The sequence below is a fragment of the Streptomyces altiplanensis genome (assembly GCF_053591575.1).
In genome coordinates this window covers 15,788-31,563 of record NZ_JBSFUB010000049.1, presented here as the reverse complement: position 1 = coordinate 31,563, position 15,776 = coordinate 15,788, and the positions used below count along the sequence as shown (strand labels likewise).

General features: G+C 71.3%; 13 protein-coding genes and 2 pseudogenes. 5 read left to right on the top strand and 10 right to left on the bottom strand.

The features are described from left to right. The first annotated feature begins 232 nt into the window (after positions 1-232). The 5 genes and pseudogenes from ACWD0Y_RS21340 (at position 233) to ACWD0Y_RS21320 (ending at position 4,643) form a co-directional block, all read left to right on the top strand. The gene (locus tag ACWD0Y_RS21340) at positions 233-928 is read left to right on the top strand and encodes a L,D-transpeptidase (RefSeq protein ID WP_450261907.1); all 696 of its coding nucleotides are present in this window, start codon (positions 233-235) and stop codon (positions 926-928) included. Positions 929-1,080: 152 nt separating this feature from the next. Next, positions 1,081-1,425 (top strand): annotated as a pseudogene (locus ACWD0Y_RS21335) (class II glutamine amidotransferase); the annotation flags it as partial. A gap of 1,015 nt (positions 1,426-2,440) precedes the next feature. Continuing rightward, positions 2,441-2,653, top strand: coding sequence for a hypothetical protein (locus ACWD0Y_RS21330; RefSeq protein ID WP_450261906.1), 213 nt, complete (start codon positions 2,441-2,443; stop codon positions 2,651-2,653). 190 nt (positions 2,654-2,843) lie between these two features. Beyond that, positions 2,844-3,483: pseudogene (locus ACWD0Y_RS21325) on the top strand (hypothetical protein); the annotation flags it as partial. A gap of 8 nt (positions 3,484-3,491) precedes the next feature. Further along, positions 3,492-4,643 carry a hypothetical protein gene (locus ACWD0Y_RS21320; RefSeq protein WP_450261905.1) on the top strand — a complete coding sequence of 384 codons (1,152 nt, stop codon included), beginning with the start codon at positions 3,492-3,494 and terminating at the stop codon, positions 4,641-4,643. A gap of 653 nt (positions 4,644-5,296) precedes the next feature. Here the strand turns inward: ACWD0Y_RS21320 and ACWD0Y_RS21315 are convergent. The 10 genes from ACWD0Y_RS21315 to ACWD0Y_RS21270 all read right to left on the bottom strand — a co-directional run bounded on the left by ACWD0Y_RS21315 (position 5,297) and on the right by ACWD0Y_RS21270 (position 15,719). Continuing rightward, positions 5,297-8,017, bottom strand: coding sequence for a fumarate reductase/succinate dehydrogenase flavoprotein subunit (locus ACWD0Y_RS21315; RefSeq protein ID WP_450261927.1), 2,721 nt, complete (start codon positions 8,015-8,017; stop codon positions 5,297-5,299). Between the two features lie 36 nt (positions 8,018-8,053). Further along, positions 8,054-8,809, bottom strand: coding sequence for an ABC transporter ATP-binding protein (locus ACWD0Y_RS21310; protein ID WP_450261904.1), 756 nt, complete (start codon positions 8,807-8,809; stop codon positions 8,054-8,056). Next, on the bottom strand, positions 8,806-9,702 hold the full coding sequence (locus ACWD0Y_RS21305) for an ABC transporter permease (RefSeq protein ID WP_450261903.1): 897 nt from the start codon (positions 9,700-9,702) through the stop codon (positions 8,806-8,808). The genes ACWD0Y_RS21310 and ACWD0Y_RS21305 overlap by 4 nt, the downstream gene beginning before the upstream one ends. Next, a complete protein-coding gene (locus ACWD0Y_RS21300; protein ID WP_450261902.1) occupies positions 9,699-11,051 on the bottom strand; it encodes an ABC transporter substrate-binding protein in 1,353 nt (450 codons plus the stop codon). Before ACWD0Y_RS21300 ends, ACWD0Y_RS21305 begins: the two co-directional genes overlap by 4 nt. A gap of 14 nt (positions 11,052-11,065) precedes the next feature. After that, the gene (locus ACWD0Y_RS21295; protein ID WP_125741086.1) at positions 11,066-11,293 is read right to left on the bottom strand and encodes a 4Fe-4S dicluster domain-containing protein; all 228 of its coding nucleotides are present in this window, start codon (positions 11,291-11,293) and stop codon (positions 11,066-11,068) included. 63 nt (positions 11,294-11,356) lie between these two features. Then, positions 11,357-12,124, bottom strand: a complete 768-nt coding sequence (locus ACWD0Y_RS21290; RefSeq protein WP_450261901.1) for a GntR family transcriptional regulator — start codon at positions 12,122-12,124, stop codon at positions 11,357-11,359. Between the two features lie 631 nt (positions 12,125-12,755). After that, the gene (locus ACWD0Y_RS21285; protein WP_450261900.1) at positions 12,756-13,214 is read right to left on the bottom strand and encodes an RrF2 family transcriptional regulator; all 459 of its coding nucleotides are present in this window, start codon (positions 13,212-13,214) and stop codon (positions 12,756-12,758) included. An 82-nt stretch (positions 13,215-13,296) separates the two neighbouring features. Next, positions 13,297-14,196: a TauD/TfdA dioxygenase family protein gene (locus tag ACWD0Y_RS21280; RefSeq protein WP_450261899.1), complete on the bottom strand. Its 900-nt coding sequence runs from the start codon at positions 14,194-14,196 to the stop codon at positions 13,297-13,299. Between the two features lie 15 nt (positions 14,197-14,211). Continuing rightward, complete coding sequence (locus ACWD0Y_RS21275; RefSeq protein WP_450261898.1) at positions 14,212-14,361, bottom strand: hypothetical protein; 150 nt, start codon at positions 14,359-14,361, stop codon at positions 14,212-14,214. After that, positions 14,358-15,719, bottom strand: coding sequence for an LLM class flavin-dependent oxidoreductase (locus ACWD0Y_RS21270; protein WP_450261897.1), 1,362 nt, complete (start codon positions 15,717-15,719; stop codon positions 14,358-14,360). The genes ACWD0Y_RS21275 and ACWD0Y_RS21270 overlap by 4 nt, the downstream gene beginning before the upstream one ends. Positions 15,720-15,776: the final 57 nt, after the last annotated feature.

Genomic DNA, 15,776 nt, shown 5'->3' with positions numbered 1-15,776 from the left:
GACTTGGAGGGGCCTGCCGCCCCAGCGGATGCCCTTCTCCCTGCGGATCCGGCAACGGTTGCCGCAGGGCCGACCGGGGAAGGCACCCCCGATCGCGAAGAAGACGGCATTCGCCGTCCGGCGGGTACGGGCGTAGTTACGTAACTGTCGCTTTTCTCCGTGCAACTCTCGCATCCCGCCCGCCGTCTATTAAGCAAAACGTGAATCACGTGCGCACGAGGAAGGGATAACGGTGAGGAACATAACCCGACGAGGAGTCGTCGCAGCCGGAATTACCGCGCTGGTGGCCCCGCTCACTGTAGCCATGGGAAGTACGCCGGCTCAGGCCGCGTCGTGCACCACGCAGACCGGGGCCTACCAGAAGCAGGTCGAGAAGTTCCTCGGCCGCCCGGTGGACGGAAGGCAGTCGGCCGCCGACTGCAAGGCGATCAAGGCATTCCAGACAAAACACTCCATCAGTCCCAATGCCGGACTGGCTGGTCCCATCACCTGGGGCGTCATGGACCTGATGAACCGGCAGAAGGCCGTGGGGAAGAACCCGAACAGGGCGGGCAAGTGCCCCACGAACAAGGGCCGTATCGCCTGCGTCGACCTGACGCTCCAGCTCAGCTGGATCCAGGACGGCAAGGAGCTGGCGTACGGACCGGTCCCGGTGCGCACCGGACGCAACGGGTACGAGACCCGCACCGGCCTGAAGAAGGTCTACTGGCGCAACATCGACCACGTCTCCAGCCTGTACCACGTGCCGATGCCGTACAGCCAGTTCTTCGACGGCGGTCAGGCGTTCCACTCGGTCGGCATCAGCGTCTGGGCCCCGCCCGGCTCGCACGGGTGCGTCAACATGACCAAAACCGACGCTTCGAAGTACTGGAGCATGCTCCGCAAGGGCGACGACGTCTTCGTCTACGGTCGCAAGTCCGGCACCTGAGCCGCCTCGCGCGCAGTGGTGGAACACTTCTTTCGGTCATGGTGACGCGGAGGCCGCTTTTGCTCATGGTTTCGCCTGTTTTGCCCGCGTGAGGCGGGGCGTCCCCGGGGCATGCCGCTGTCGCAGGACGCCGAGCGGGAAAGGGTGCTCCGATGTGCCGATGGCTCGCCTGCTCCGGAACACCTGTCCTGCTCGGCGACATCCTGCGCAGGCCCGCCCGCTCCCTGGTCGGCCGGAGCCCGCATTCGCGGGCGGGTGTCGAGATCGCCGACGAAGACGGCTCCGGCACCGGCCGGTACGGCTCCGACGCGCGTGCGCCGGCCGGTGTCCGGGACACCGGACCTGCCTGGAACAACCGCAGCCTGCAGGAGACGGCGGACCACGTCCGCTCACCGCTGTTCTTCGCTCACGTCCGCGCCTCGATGGGGACGGCCGTACAGCGGACCGGCTGCCACCTCTTCCACCACGGCCGGTGGATGTGGAGGCACAAGCAGGCCAGGTGAGGCCGGCGTCGATGGTGGCCCGGGAGACAGCGGCTGCCTGCGGCATGGACGTCGAGGAGATCGAGGTTCCGTGGAAGAAGGTGTGTCCCGCACCGGGCGTGGCCGCCGCCTGGCAGATGCGCCCCGCCTCTGATGCACAAGTACGTCCCCGTACCGGTTCCGGGGCATCCGCGCCGCAGGGTGAGACCGGCCGGGGCGGTCGCCTTCATGGTGCCCTCAGCCCCGGCTCGGCCACCCCACGCCGCGCCCTCGGGCGCGGCGTGTCCACGCTCGTCCCGCAGGCCGAGCAGGCAGCGTCCGCGCTCGCGGTGGTCCACACCGTTCCCGTGCACGTGGGAGTCCTCCGGACCGCCGTGCTGCTGCTGGAGGAGACGGGACGCACCAGCGACGGCGGCACGGTGAAGGCGACGGCAGCCATGAGGGTCGTGATGCTCCGTACGGCGACGGAGCAGGACACCCGCCGTCACCAGACGGCGGATGACGTACTGGCCGCCTGTCTGCGGTTCTCTCCCGTGGGTGCAGTCATCGCGGGTATGGCGGGAACCGCTGCCGACGCACCGGAAGAGGGTCTGCGCCCGCTGGACCTGCCCGCCGGCTCTGGCTTGCTCACCGGGGAGAAGCGGAGCATGCCCGCGCTGGGGCCGCCGCCCCGATGCCTACCGGGACATACTGATCGGTGTCGCCCACACTGTCTCGTTCACCGGCCCGTCGCTTCCCGAATCGGTGGGGGATGCTGTGGGCGCGGACCCGCAACCAGGTTCCGTGGCTGCGATGGTGAGGAGCGACTTCGGATGACGTTCTACCGCATCAGGTGCGGAGTGCGTCTCGTGCAGTGCGCGAGAGTGCTGCGCCGCTATCCGCTCGAGTTCCACACCCGTGTGGTGAAGAAGAGCGTGCTCCACGCCGAGTACGCCGACGTGTACACGCTCCGGATCTCGACTCGCGGTGAGAGCGGAGCCGCCACCATGCTGGCCATCAACGCCGCCGGAAGGCGCCGCTGGCCGGGGGCGTGGAGAACGGCGCGTGGTTCGCGGGTGATTTCGCTTTCGGCGGCGTACTGGTGGAGCCAGGCAACGGCACCTTGCTGTTCCTCAACCCGGAGGACTGGGAGAAGTCGGCCAGGAGGCGCGCCGAGGCCGGCGCCGAACGTATCGCGCGAGCGGAACAGGCAGGGCTCGACAAGAGGAACTGGAAGCAGCCCATCCCGTGGTACGGGGGATGACCGCTGGAGCACGACAACGCCACCGGGTGGCCCCCCCCCACGAGGGCCCGGCGCCATCGACGTGAGCCACTGGCCTGTCCGGTGAAGCAAAGCGCGGGCGCGGCAGACGACGTCCAGGGCCTGCATGGGGTTGTGATCAGCTGCTGGGTTCTGCCCTCTTCGCGAGGTGGAACTTGGCAGGACATTGGCCGTGACGCGCAGGCCACGGACCGATGCCCCGTGGAAGTTCATCGAGCCCCACCTGCCGATCAGCAGGTCCGGCCCCTTTGTCACCGTCTACGGGCGCTCTCGGGCCTGGCGGGATGCCGGCGTCTTCCAGGCCTTGCCGGAGGGCGTCATTGCCGAGGCCGCGCGGCAGGGTGAAACCGACTTGTCGCTGGTCAGTGTGAGCTCCACCACTGCCTCCATCCATCACGGCGCCGCCGGGATGCATGGAGGCAAGGACCTCATGGAGGCCCTGGAAGAAGCTGCGCGCGAGCAGGAGAAGGCCCGGCACGAAGGGGCGGACCGGAGGAACGGAACGGACAGGCCGAACGGCGGCGCGTCCGACACAGACACGAGCTCCGCCTGAAAGAGGCCCGGCCGGGCCCGGCAGGTCCAGGGGTGGGCCGACCAGCACGGTTCATCTCGCCGCGGACCGCAAGTGTCGTCCGCCCGCGTTCGCCCTGCCCGTCGGGCAGGCCGCGGACAGCCCGCAGTTCATCCCGGTACTCCGGATTCCATCTCCGCGTCTCAGTGATCTGGATCTACGGCCTCCTGAAAACCACCCACTGATCACAACCTCCCACAGGTCCTGGGGCCATACTGGTCGGGCCCCGATCCTCCACAGAACGATTCCATGGCCAAGAACAGCAGCTCTTCGACCATCGCCCCCGACACCGCGTGGCTGGGACGCGGGCGCCACCTCGGGCCCGAGCCCGAGCAGGACGTCCGGCGCAACCTGATCGCCCTCAAGGCGGCCGGGGTGCTCGACGGCTTCCTGGACCTCGACCCCGTCGAGGCCGCCCGCTCCACCGTCCTGCACCCGCGGGACGAGTCCGCCGACCCCGGTCCGTCGGCCCGTCGCCTCTTCGAGGCCCGCTGGCGCGTGGCCGACGGTGTCACGGTGCGTGCGCAGTTGACCACGTACGACTCCGAGACCCGCCGCAAGGAGAACGAGGGCATCATCTGGGTCCTCGCCGCCGAGGCGGAGCTGGCGTGGGACCCGCGGTGGCCCTCGCCCGCCACTATGTTCTGGCCCGACAGCGGCCGGGTCGCCTGGGACCACGACACGGTGCCGGGCGCGCGCCTGCGGGCGGCGAACCACCTGCCGAAGGACGACGACGAGCTGCGCCACCTGCTGCGGGACTGCTCCCGCAAGAGCTGGTTCATCCATGTCGTGGTGCACGAGGCGATGACGCCGGACGCGAGGGGGCAGCAGCCGGTCTCCACGTTCCTGCCGCCGAGCCTGCGGCACCGGGTGGTCGAGCACCGGGGCACGCCGGAGCAGGCACAGATCGCCGACTTCGCGATGAAGCGGGAGCTGAACGTGCGGATGCCGCGCGGCGGCGCCGTCGTCCTGCCCGCGGAGCCGCGGAGCCCGGATTACGACGCGGAGCGTTTCACGGTGCGCACCGTCTTCCTGGACGGCTCCGAACCGACAGAACTCCTCGACGCCATCAAGGAGTTCGCCGCGCTGCCGCGGCCGCTGTCCGACGAAGCCGAGCGGGCCCTGACGCGGCTGCGCCAGGGCTGGCACCTGCTGACCCCGGACGAGGAGCTGGACCATGCCCGGAGCATGGCCGTCAAGTACGCCGAGGCGCTCGACGCCATGACGAAGTCCTGTGACCTGTACCGAGAGGCGGCCGAGGCGGCGCATGCCGCGCTGGCCGAGGTGACCGGTGGCGACGGTGTACCCCGGCCGCCCTCGCCGGACGCGGCCAAGGCGGGCGGTTCACCGCTGAACGCCCTCACGAAGGCATTCGGCCGCTTCCGGGACCCGAACAAGTAGGGCACGCCGGCGTCGTTCCTCCGCCCCGCTCCAGGGACTCCCGCGAAGCGGTTTGCCGTACGAGGGGACGGCGGAGGCTTCGGCCGGCTGAAGGCGGCCCTTGTCCGGCGCGGGTCCCGGAACCTGTGCGCGAAGGTCCTGTGGGCCATGTCCTGGCGGACATGGCCCACACGGCCCGGAGGAGCTGTCGTTACCCGCGGCGACGCTGAATCCGGCACACCGTCCCCGAACGTCCCGGCCAGCGCAGACACCGGCAGAACCGAGGTTCCCGAGGCGGCCGGCCCACCGGCTTCGACAGCGAGCGCTACAGGAAACGCAGCACCGTCGAACGAGCCGTACATGAGCCGAGAAACAGGATTCAGTAGTCGTCACACCCCCCGCTCAAGGGGGTGACGGGCTTCGAGATACGCAAGGTCCGCAAGGCGCAGGGGCCTGTGAAGCCCCGCGCCGAGCGGGGGTTGACTGGCGTGTGTCCCACGGCCCCATCCGTCGAGATGCCCGGGGTGTGGGGAGTTCCGGTGCCGGATTCGCTTCCGCTGCCGGCATGAGCCGGGCGTCGGATCCGGCACAGCCCCCGTGGCCGCTGGGCCGGGCGCCGCATGCCCTGACCAGCGTGGTGGAAGTGGCGTCGGCCGTCGCCGTCGGCGCGGTGGTCAGGAGGCCGCGCGGGACGCGTAGGCGCGGATGTCGGCGTCGGGATCGGTGGTGGCCGCTGCGAGGGCGGTGCGGGCTTCGGCGTCGGCGTGGTGGGGGAGGAGGGAGAGGACGGCGGCCTTGCGGACATCCGCGTGAGGGTCGGTCAGGGCCTTGGCGAGAGCGGGGACGGCCTGGGCGGACGGGGCCGCCCGGAGGGCGGTCGCGGCGCCGGCTCGGACCTGCCAGGCGGGATCGTCGAGGGCGGCCGCGGCCGACGCGGCGTAGCGGGGCGGGCAGCCGGTGGCGGCCAGCGCGGCCAGCGCGGCGCCCCGGACGAGCGAGTCGGCGTCGTCCAGCAGCGGGTCGAGCGGTGCCGGGACCGGGGCGTGCACAGCCGCGAGGCCGCGTGCCACCGCGACCCGGACCTCGCGGGCCGGGTCGGCGGCGGCCACCGCCAGTTCCGCGACCGCGTCCACCGATACCAGGGCCCGGACGGCGGTGATACGGACCTCGATGTCGGTGTCGGCGAGCGCGGCGGTGTACACCCCGGCGTCGCCCAGCCGCAGTGCGCGCAGCACGTCGAGCGCGGCGGCCCGGACGGCCGGGTCGGCGCCGCCCAGCGCCTCCCGCAGCCCCGACCCCAAATCGGCCTCGGCGGGCAGCACTTCGACCAGCTCGCGCAGGGTGGCCGCGGCGGCGGCCCGGACCTGTGGCGCGGTGTCCCGCAGGCACTCGGCGAGCGCGGGCCCGGCGCCGGCCGGCACCGTCTCGCCGAGGGCGGCCACGGCGGCTGCCCGCACTGCCGGGTCGGCATCCGCGAGGTAGGGGCGAAGCGCCATGAGGTCGGGAGAATCCTCGGAGAGGGAGAGCAGGCGGAGGAGGGAGGGGCTGGGCGCGGAGGCCTCCCCGGTCTCGGTCTCGGCCGGAGCCGCCGCGGGGACTGCCGGACGGGCGGCCGGGGCAGCGTCCCGCGGGCCGGCCGTGGCCACCGGGACCAGTGCGACCTCGCCGAGGAACCGTTCCGGCCCCGGAGCCGGGGCGAACTCCGGCACCGGGACCACGTACGGCTCGACCGGCCGCTCGGTGAACTCCATCGCCCCCGACGCGGACTTGCGCAGGTCGAGGTGGTGCAGCCAGCCCTCGTCGTCCCGCTCCGGATGGTCCAGTCGCTCGTGGTACAGGCCCCACCGGGACTCGGTCCGGGCCAGCGAGGCCCGGGCGGCCATCTCCGCGCAGTCCCGGATGAAGGTGACCTCCGCGCATCGCATCAGTTCGTGCGGGGTCCGCGCCCCCATCCCGGCGATCTCCTCCGACATCCGGGTGAACGCCTCCACCGCCAGGGACAGCTTCGCGCCCGTCTTCGGCGGTGCCACGTAGTCGTTGACGAACCGCCGCAGCTTGTACTCCACCTGCGGCTGCGGCGGCCCGCCCGGGTTGCGCAGCGGCCGGTAGACGAGGTCGTGGGCGGCGGCCAGCTGGTCGCGGGGCAGCTCTCCCCCGTAGGCCCGGTACCGCGAGGCGTCCTCACCGGCCAGGTCGCCGAAGACGAACGCGCCGATCATGTAGTTGTGCGGTACGCAGGCCAGGTCGCCGGCCGCGTACAGCCGGGGCACGGTGGTCCGGGCGTGCGCGTCGACGCGCACCCCGGAGGCGGAGTGCCCGCCGCACAGTCCGATCTCCGAGATGTGCATCTCGACGTCGTGGGTGCGGTAGTCGTGGCCGCGGCCCTCGTGGAACGTGCCGCGGGTGGGCCGCTCCGTCGTGTGCAGGATCGCTTCGACGGCGGTGACGGTCTCTTCGGGCAGGTGACTGAGCTTGAGATACACCGGGCCCCGGTCGGAGGCGAGTTCGGCCGCGAACTCGGCCATCATCTGCCCGGACCAGTAGTCCGACTCCACGAACCGCTCGCCGTGCCGGTTCACCTGGTACCCGCCGAACGGGTTCGCGACGTACGCGCACGCCGGCCCGTTGTAGTCCTTGATCAGAGGGTTGATCTGGAAGCACTCGATCCCGGTGAGCGCGGCCCCCGCGTGGTAGGCCATGGCGTAGCCGTCACCCGCGTTCGTGGGGTTCTCGTACGTCCCGTACAAGTAGCCGGAGGCGGGCAGACCGAGCCGGCCGCACGCCCCGGTGGCCAGGATCACCGCGCCCGCCCGGACGGTGACGAACGCGCCGGTGCGGGTGTCGAACCCGGCCGCGCCGACGGCCCGGCCGTCGTCCGGGTGGGTGAGCACCCTGACCGGCATGACCCGGTTCTCGATGCGGATCCGCTCCCGCATCTCGCGACGCCGCAGCTGCCGGTAGAGGACTTTCTTGACGTCCTTGCCCTCTGGCATCGGCAGCACGTACGAGCCGGAACGGTGCACCTGACGGACGGCGTACTCGCCGTGCTCGTCCTTCTCGAACTTCACCCCGTACGACTCCAGGCGCCGGACCATGTCGAAGCCGCGGGTCGCGGTCTGCCGGACGGTGGACTGGTCGACGACGCCGTCGTTGGCGCGGGTGATCTCGGCGACGTAGTCGTCGGGTTCGGCCCGGCCCGGGATGATCGCGTTGTTGACCCCGTCCATGCCCATGGCGAGCGCGCCGGAGTGCCTCACGTGCGCCTTCTCCAGCAGCAGCACCTGCGCGCCGCGTCCGGCGGCGGTCAGCGCGGCCATGGTGCCGGCGGTGCCACCGCCGATGACGAGGACGTCGCAGGACAGTTCGGTTGCGTCGGAGAGGGCGGGGATGGCCATGGGGGTGTCCGCCAGGGTGTCCACGGGAAGTGCCTTTCAGAGGGATTCGATTATGCGGCGGCGTAGTTCGGCGGTGCCGGGGGCGTGCCGCGCCTCGCGGTCACGCGGGTGTGGCACGTCCAGCACCTGCCCGGAGGCCGGCAGGGCGACCCGGTCGCCGAGGTGGAGGGCCTCGTCCACGTCGTGGGTGACGAAGACGACGGTCGCGCCGGTGCCTTCCAGGATGTCCACCAGCAGGTCCTGCATCCCGGCGCGGGTGTGCGCATCGAGGGCGCCGAAGGGTTCGTCCATCAGCACCGCCCGGGGCCGGCCGGCCAGGGCGCGGGCCAGTTGGACACGCTGCCGCTGCCCACCGGACAGCTGGTGCGGGAGCTTGTGGGCATGCCCGGCCAGACCGACCCGGTCCAGCCAGCCGGCCGCTGACCGCCGCCGCTCGGCCCGGGGGACCCGGCGGATCGCCAGCGGCAGTTCCACGTTGGCGCGGACGGTCCGCCAAGGCAACAGGGCGTCGTGCTGGAAGACCAGCGCCCGGTCGGCGGCGGGCCGGCCGACCGGCACACCGTCCTGGGTGACCCGCCCGTCCAGCGGAGGCAGCAGGCCGGCGAGGGTGCGCAGGAGAGTGGACTTCCCGCAGCCGGAGGGCCCGACCACGGCAAGCAGTTCCCCCGGCGTGATCCGCAGCGAGACCCTGCCGGGGACGGCGGCGCCGTCCGAGTGACCGAGCAGCACATCGTACAGGGCGAGTTCGGCTCCCGCCGGCGCGGATACGGCGGGCAGGGTCGCGGGGCTCATGGGACCGGCTCCTTCCGGGGAACGGCTGTACGGTCAGCGGCGTGCGCGAAGGGGACGGCGCCGGTGCCCGCGGGCGTGCGGCCGGCCCGGCGGAACGCCGTACGCGGTGCGTCGGCGGCTCCCCGCGCGGCCGGGCGGGGCAGCCAGGAGGTGACGCGGCGGCCCAGCAGTTCCACCGCGGTCGAGGTGAGCCATCCGAGGGCACCGATGGTGGCCATGCCGACGAATACCGCCGGGTAGTCGACGATCGTGTAGTCCTGCCAGGTGCGGTAGCCCACCCCGTACTCGCCGGAGATCATCTCCGCGGAGATCACGCAGATCCACGAGACGCCGAGCCCCACCGACAGGCCGCCGAAGACACCCGGCAGGGCACCCGGCAGCACCACGGAGAACAGCACGCGCAGCCGGCCGGCGCCCATGGTGAGCACGGCCTCTTCCCAGACCGGGGTGAGCGCCCGTACCGCGTGCCGGGTCGACACCACCACCGGGAAGAAGGCGGCGGTGAAGGTGATGAACACGATGCCCTGCTCGTTGGTGGGCAGCAGCAGGATGGCGACCGGAACCAGGGCGATGGCCGGCACGGGCCGTACCACCTCCACCAGCGGACCGAGCAGGTCGGCGGCCCACCGGGACCGGGCGACGGCCGTTCCGGCCGCCACTCCCAGCACCGCGGCCAGGAGGAAGCCCGCCACGATCCGACGCAGGCTGTGGCCCAGGTCCTGCCAGTACGGGCCGGTGCCGAGCCGGTCGGCGAAGGCGGAGGCCACCTCGCCGACGGTGGGGAACTGCTCGAACCGCAACCACAGGTTGACGTCCAGGGAGGTCAGCAACTGCCACGCCCCGAGGGCCGCGGCCAACGAGGCCACGCGGAGCAGCCGGCGGCCCACGCTCATGACGCCAGCCTCACGGCGTCCGCGTAGCGGATGATCCGGGACCCGGCGTTGCGTCCGGTGAACTTCTCGGCACTTGCCAGGGTGACGAAGGCGCGCAGCTCGGCGCCGTCCGCGACCCATACCGCCTTGTCCGCGAACCACGGGGTGCCAGTCAGCGCGTCCGGCACGTACGCGGCCCGCACGTCGGCGGCCTTGGCGGCCTTCAGCAGTTCCTTGGGGCTGTCGAAGGTACGGGTGGCGGTCCGGCCCTTCAGCCACAGTTCGGGCTTGGCGGTGCCCGCCTTCGGGTGGGCGGGGGACCGTACGGCCCGCTTCAGCGGCGCCGGGTCGACGAAGGAGTCCACGTCGACGTCGCCCACCAGACCGGCCGCCTTCAGCACCGGCACGTCCTCCTTCAGCGCGGCGATCAGCTCCGGGCGGAGCTCCGGGTCGAAGGTGGCGATGCCGTTGGCGCCGTTGTAGAGGTAGACCACCTCGGCCGGAAGTCCGGTCTTCGCGGCCACTGACTCGGCGGCGGTGACCGGCTGGGCGCGCAGGTAGTCCGTGGCCCGACGCTGCGCCCTGAGGAAGTCGTCGAGGACCCCGGCCCGTTCCTTCGCGAACTTTTCCCGGACCGTGACCCCGTGGAAGGTCGGCAGGTTCAGTTCGGCTCCGTCGTACAGAACGGTGGCCCGGCCCTCGAAGGCCAGCTTCCCGGGCCAGGCGACGAACTGGGACAGCGCGTCGGCGCTGCCCGCGGCCAGGGCCGAAGCACCCACACTGGGTTGCTGGTTGAGCTTCCGGATGCCCTTGTCCGGGTCGATGCCGGCCCGTTGCAGGGCCCGGACCAGGGTGCCGTCGGCGGCCGAGCCGACGCTGGTGGACACCTTCTTGCCGCGCAGGTCGGCCAGCGACCGCAGGGACGAACCGGGTGCGGTGACGACGGTGTTCAGGCCGCCGCGCACGTTGTATCCGGTGACCGAGACCAGCCGGGTCGGCTGCCCCAGCTGCTTGCCGCGGGCCGCGTTGATCAGCAGCGGGAAGTCGCCCATCGAACCGATGTCGATCTTCCCGGCGGTCATCTGGGCGGTGATCGGGGCGCCGGTCGCGTAGTCCTGCCACTCGACCCTGTAGGTGGTGCCGTCCTTCTTCCCACGGGCCGCGAGCTCCTCCTCGAAGTAGCCGAGGGAGCGCAGCAGGGTGCCGGCGGTGACGGTGTTGATGGTCTTGGACTGGTAGCCGACGGTCACGGTGACCGTCTTCTCGCCGGCGCCGCCCTCGGCGCCGGCCGCGCCGCCGCAGGCGGTGGCCGACGGGAGCAGCAGAGCGACCGGGAGGAGCGGCAGGAGGAGAACTCTCTTGCGGGACACGGGGGTTCTTCCTTTCACCGGAGCAGGTAGGGCATGTTGACGGTGACCGCGCCGGTGGGGCACCGGGCCGCGCACGGGCCGCAGTACCAGCACTCGTCCACGTGCATGTACGCCTTGCCGTTGTCCTCGCGGATCGCGAGCGAATCGAGCGGACACATGTCGACGCAGAGCGTGCAGCCGTCGATGCACTTGGATTCGTCAATGGTCACGGGCACGTCGGCGCGCTGCGGAACGAGAGGCATGGTTGTCTCCAAGGGACCCGGCACGGCCGGGAAGAGCGGGGAACGGAAGGGGGAGCTCGGGGATCAGACGGAGCGGTGCAGCACGCCGCTCATGGTGATGCGGTCGCCGCGGAACCGGATGAACTCCAGGTCCACCGGCCGCCCGTCGGGCAGACAGGTCAGCCGTTCCAGCATCAGTACGGCGGCCCCGCGCGGGGCCTGGAGCACCGCGGCGGAGTGCGCGTCGGCGTTGACGGCCTCCAGGGTGATCTCGGCATGCCCCAGCGGGCCGCCGGTCAGCGATTCCAGGAGCCGGAACACGTCCGTGTTCTCCAGGTCGCAGCGGAGCAGTTCACCGCCCACGTCCATGGGCAGGTAGGACAGGTCCAGGGAGAGCGGCAGCCCGTTCAGGCGGCGCAGCCGCTCGATGCACAGCACGTCGGTGTGCTCGGGCAGGCCCAGCCGATCCGCCACCGGGCCAGGGGCGGTGACCGGTCCGACGGTGCGGACCTCATTGGTGACCCGGCCGTGCTCGTGCAGGGTCTCGGCCAGGCCCTGGAGGCGGTCCAGCCCGTGCGGGTACTTCTCGCAGACCACCACGGTGCCGACGCCCGGTTGGCGGTTGATGAGTTGCTCGCCGCGCAGCAGGTCCAGGGCCTGCCGGACGGTGTTGCGGCTGGCCCGGTAGTCGGCGGCGATGACGTCCTCGTGGGGCAGGACCCCGCCGGGGAAGCCGCCCGCCAGGATCTGGTGCCGCAGCAGGTCGGCGAGCTGCCGGGCCCGGTCCGCACGCAGCCGGCGGCGGCGCGCGGCGGCGACCGGGCGGGCTGCGGGGGCGGGTTCGGTTGGCATGACAGGGAACGTACAAGGAGAACCGCTCCGATGGTGTTGCTACCGTATTGCGCCACCTGACGCCCCGTGCACACTCATCTGACCTGCGATTTCATCCACCGAGTACCGAGATCCGCCACTCTGCCGCTCATAACGTGGACTCCGGGTGCCCACGATGCGGTCGGTGACCCCGTCGTCGCACACCGCGCTGCACTCATGGGGCATGGCCCACACCGTCCGGCATCTGCGGCGGAAGGGTCACATGGATCTGCTCCGTTACGCGGGCTGCGCGTGTCGTCCGTCCCGCTGAACTCGCCTCTTCTTCCGCCGACGGCGGCCCCGGCGAGGGTGACAAACCCACCCGGAGTCACATCGAGCGTGATGCCGTCCAGCGCGAGCCGCTGTCCGGCGGGCGTGCGGTTCAAAGCCCGGAGCGAGGCGGGTCCTGCGGCGTCGGAAGGGCCGGCAGATGTACTGGGCATACGGCCGAGGCCGACGTGACGACACGAGGCCGGGAGGGGCGGCACCGGGCTGTGTGTGCGGTCGGACGATCCCCTGGCCACCCCGTAGATCTCCGGTTTCTTGCCTGGGGGATTCGCATGACGGACGCCGCTGTCCCGATTCTGGGACCGGTGACGATCGGCCCCGCGTGTCAGGGGTTTATCCAGGCGCTGGGAGCTTTGGTCAAGTCGGATACGCAGTCGGGCAGTCGGGCCGAGGCGACGTCGGCGAGCGACACGCCCTCGAGGACCTCGCGCACGTTGGACCGCAACGCGATCCACAGGGGGAGCAGCGACTCGGCGGGGCCGGTGTAGGACAGCTCCGGGGGGCGGACCCCGCGCACCGACACCAGCGGTCCGTCCACGACGCGGATGACGTCGGCGATGCTGATGGACTCGGCGGGCTTGGCCAGCCGGTAGCCGCCGTTGCCGCCGCGCTGGCTGAGCACGAGGCCGCCCCGGCGCATGTCGTTCAGGATGCCTTCAAGGAATTTGTGCGGAATGTCCTGAGCGTCGGCGATGGCCTCGGCTTTCAGTGGTCCGTCGTCCCGTGACGCGGCGAGCTGCAGTGCGGCACGTACCGCGTAGTCCGCCCTGGCTGAGATCCGCATGCGCACATTATCCCGTACGGCTTCGGTCGGTGTCCGTCGCGGGGACCGCCGGGCAGGTGTTCCTGCCCGGCGGCCCCGGGGCTCAGGCCGCGCTGGGTGTGTAGTGGGAGGCGTCGTCGCCCTCGACGACGTGGCTGAGGGTGCCGTCGACAGCGGCGGGGACGTCGCCCGCGACGGTCACCCGGTGCAACAGACGCGGCAGGTCGCCGTAGTCGTCGGGGGCGTAGTGCTGGGTGATGCGGTTGTCGAAGAGGACGAGGTCGCCCGGCGTCCAGGCCACGCGCACGATGTTCTCGGGGCGGGTGACGTACGACTGGAAGATGCGCAGCAGATCCCGCGAGTCGGAGGGGCCGAGGCCGACGATGCTCTGGGCGAAGCCGCCGATGAACAGCCCGCGCTCCCCGGTCTCGGGGTGGACGCGGACGACAGGGTGGGCGGTGCGGTACTTCCGGGAGACGAACCGCCTGCGGTGCTCGGCCGCCTTCTCGTTCTTCGGGGCGGCGTAGTCGTAGTCGTTGGTGTGTACGGCCCAGAGCTTGTCGGCCAGCTCGCGCAGCGGCTCGGGCAGGTCCCGGTAGGCGGCGGCCGCGTTGGCGATGAGGGTGTTGCCGCCGTACGGCGGGACCAGGATGCTGCGCAGCGTGGATGCCTTCGGGGGCGTACGGACGAAGGTGACGTCGGTGTGCCAGTGGTTGGCGCGGATGCCCTCGTCGCCGTCGACGGGCAGGATGTGGGCCTGGCCGTCCACGGAGGGGACGGTGGGGTGCGCGGTGGTGAGTTCGCCGAAGAGGGAGGCGAAGCGGAGCTGGCCCGCGTCGTCGAGGTTCTGATCTCGGAAGACGAGTGCCTTGTGTTCCAGGAGCGCGGAGTTGATCTCGGTGACGACGGCGGGGTCGAGCTCGGTGGAGAGATCCATGCCGAGGATCTCGGCGCCGATACGGCCGCCGGTCCTGCGGATGTCGAAGCCGGTGCTGGTGGTCATGTGCGGGTGTTCCTTTCAGGAGGTGATCAGCGGAGAGGTGATCAGTCGGAAGGTCGTCAGGGGGTGAGGGGCGGTGACGGGCGCCACGCGCAGTGCGTCGGCCGGGCAGACCCTGATGTACTTGGCGCGGGTGATACGGCGTTCCGCCGAGACCAGGCCGGTCATGAGGCCACCTCCAGGGGGGCGGCCGGTGCCGCCGCGGCCAGCCGGTTGGCGGGGCGGGCCAGACCGTAGTGCTCGCGCAGGGTGCGGCCGGTGTACTCGGTGCGGAAGAGGCCGCGCCGCTGCAGGATCGGCACGACATGGTCGACGAAGTCCTCCAGGCCGCCCGGCAGATGGGGAGGCATGATGTTGAAGCCGTCGGCGGCGCCCTGGGTGAACCACTCCTCGAGCTGGTCGGCTGTCTGCTCCGGGGTGCCGGTGAACACCCGGTGACCACGGCCCGGACCGAGGCGGGCGATGAGCTCGCGCAGGGTGAGGCCGTCGCGGCGGGCGAGTTCGGCGACGAGCGTGAAACGGCTCTTGTTGCCGTTGATGTCCCGCTCCTCGGGCAGCTCGGGCAGTGGTCCGTCCAGCGGCAGCCCGGTCAGGTCGGTGCCGAGCATGCCGGACAGCTGGGCGAGCCCGTACTCGGGCACCTGGAGGTCCGTCAACTCCTGTTGCAGGGCGCGGGCTTCCGCCTCCGTCGAACCGATGACGGGGGCGATGCCGGGAAGCACCAGCAGCTGGTCCTCGGCACGCCCGTGGCGAGCGAGCCGTGATTTGAGGTCCTTGTAGAAGGCCTGGCCGTCGGCGAGGGTCTGCTGGGCGGTGAAGACGGCCTCGGCGTACTGGGCGGCGAACTCCTTGCCGTCCTCCGACGAACCGGCCTGCACCAGCAGCGGGTGTCCCTGTGGGCTGCGCGGTACGTTCAGCGGGCCCCGCACCCCGAAGTACGCTCCGCGGTGGTCGATCTCCCGCACCTTGTCGGTGTCGGCGTAGACACCCCGCTCCCGGTCGAGCAGGATCGCGTCGTCCTCCCAGCTGTCCCAGAGCTTCGTGGCGACCTCGACGAACTCCCGTGCCCGCTCGTAGCGCAGCCCGTGCTCCAGGTGCTCCTCCTGACCGAAGTTACGGGCTTCGTTCACGGTGCCGGAGGTGACGATGTTCCAGCCGGCCCGGCCGCCGCTGATGTGGTCCAGGGAGGCGAACTTGCGGGCGGTGTGGAAGGGCTCGCTGAAGGTGGTGGAGACGGTGGCGATCAGGCCGACGTGCTCGGTGACCGCCGCCAGGGCGGACAGCAGGGTGAGGGGTTCGAAGCCGCCGAGGGCGTTGTGCCGGACGTTGCCCCACAGGGCGAGGCCGTCGGCGAGGAAGACCGAGTCGAGCAGGCCGCGCTCGGCGGTCTGCGCGAGCTGCTGGAAGTAGCGCAGGTCCGTGACTCGTTCGGGCTGGGTGCGGGGATGGCGCCAGGCGGCGTCGTGGTGGCCGGCGTTCATGAGGAAGGCGTTGAGGTGGAGCTGACGGGGTCTGGACGCGGTCATGGGGTTCCTCGGATCGGGGCAGTGAGACCAACAGGCAGGATGGGACCAGCGGGCCGG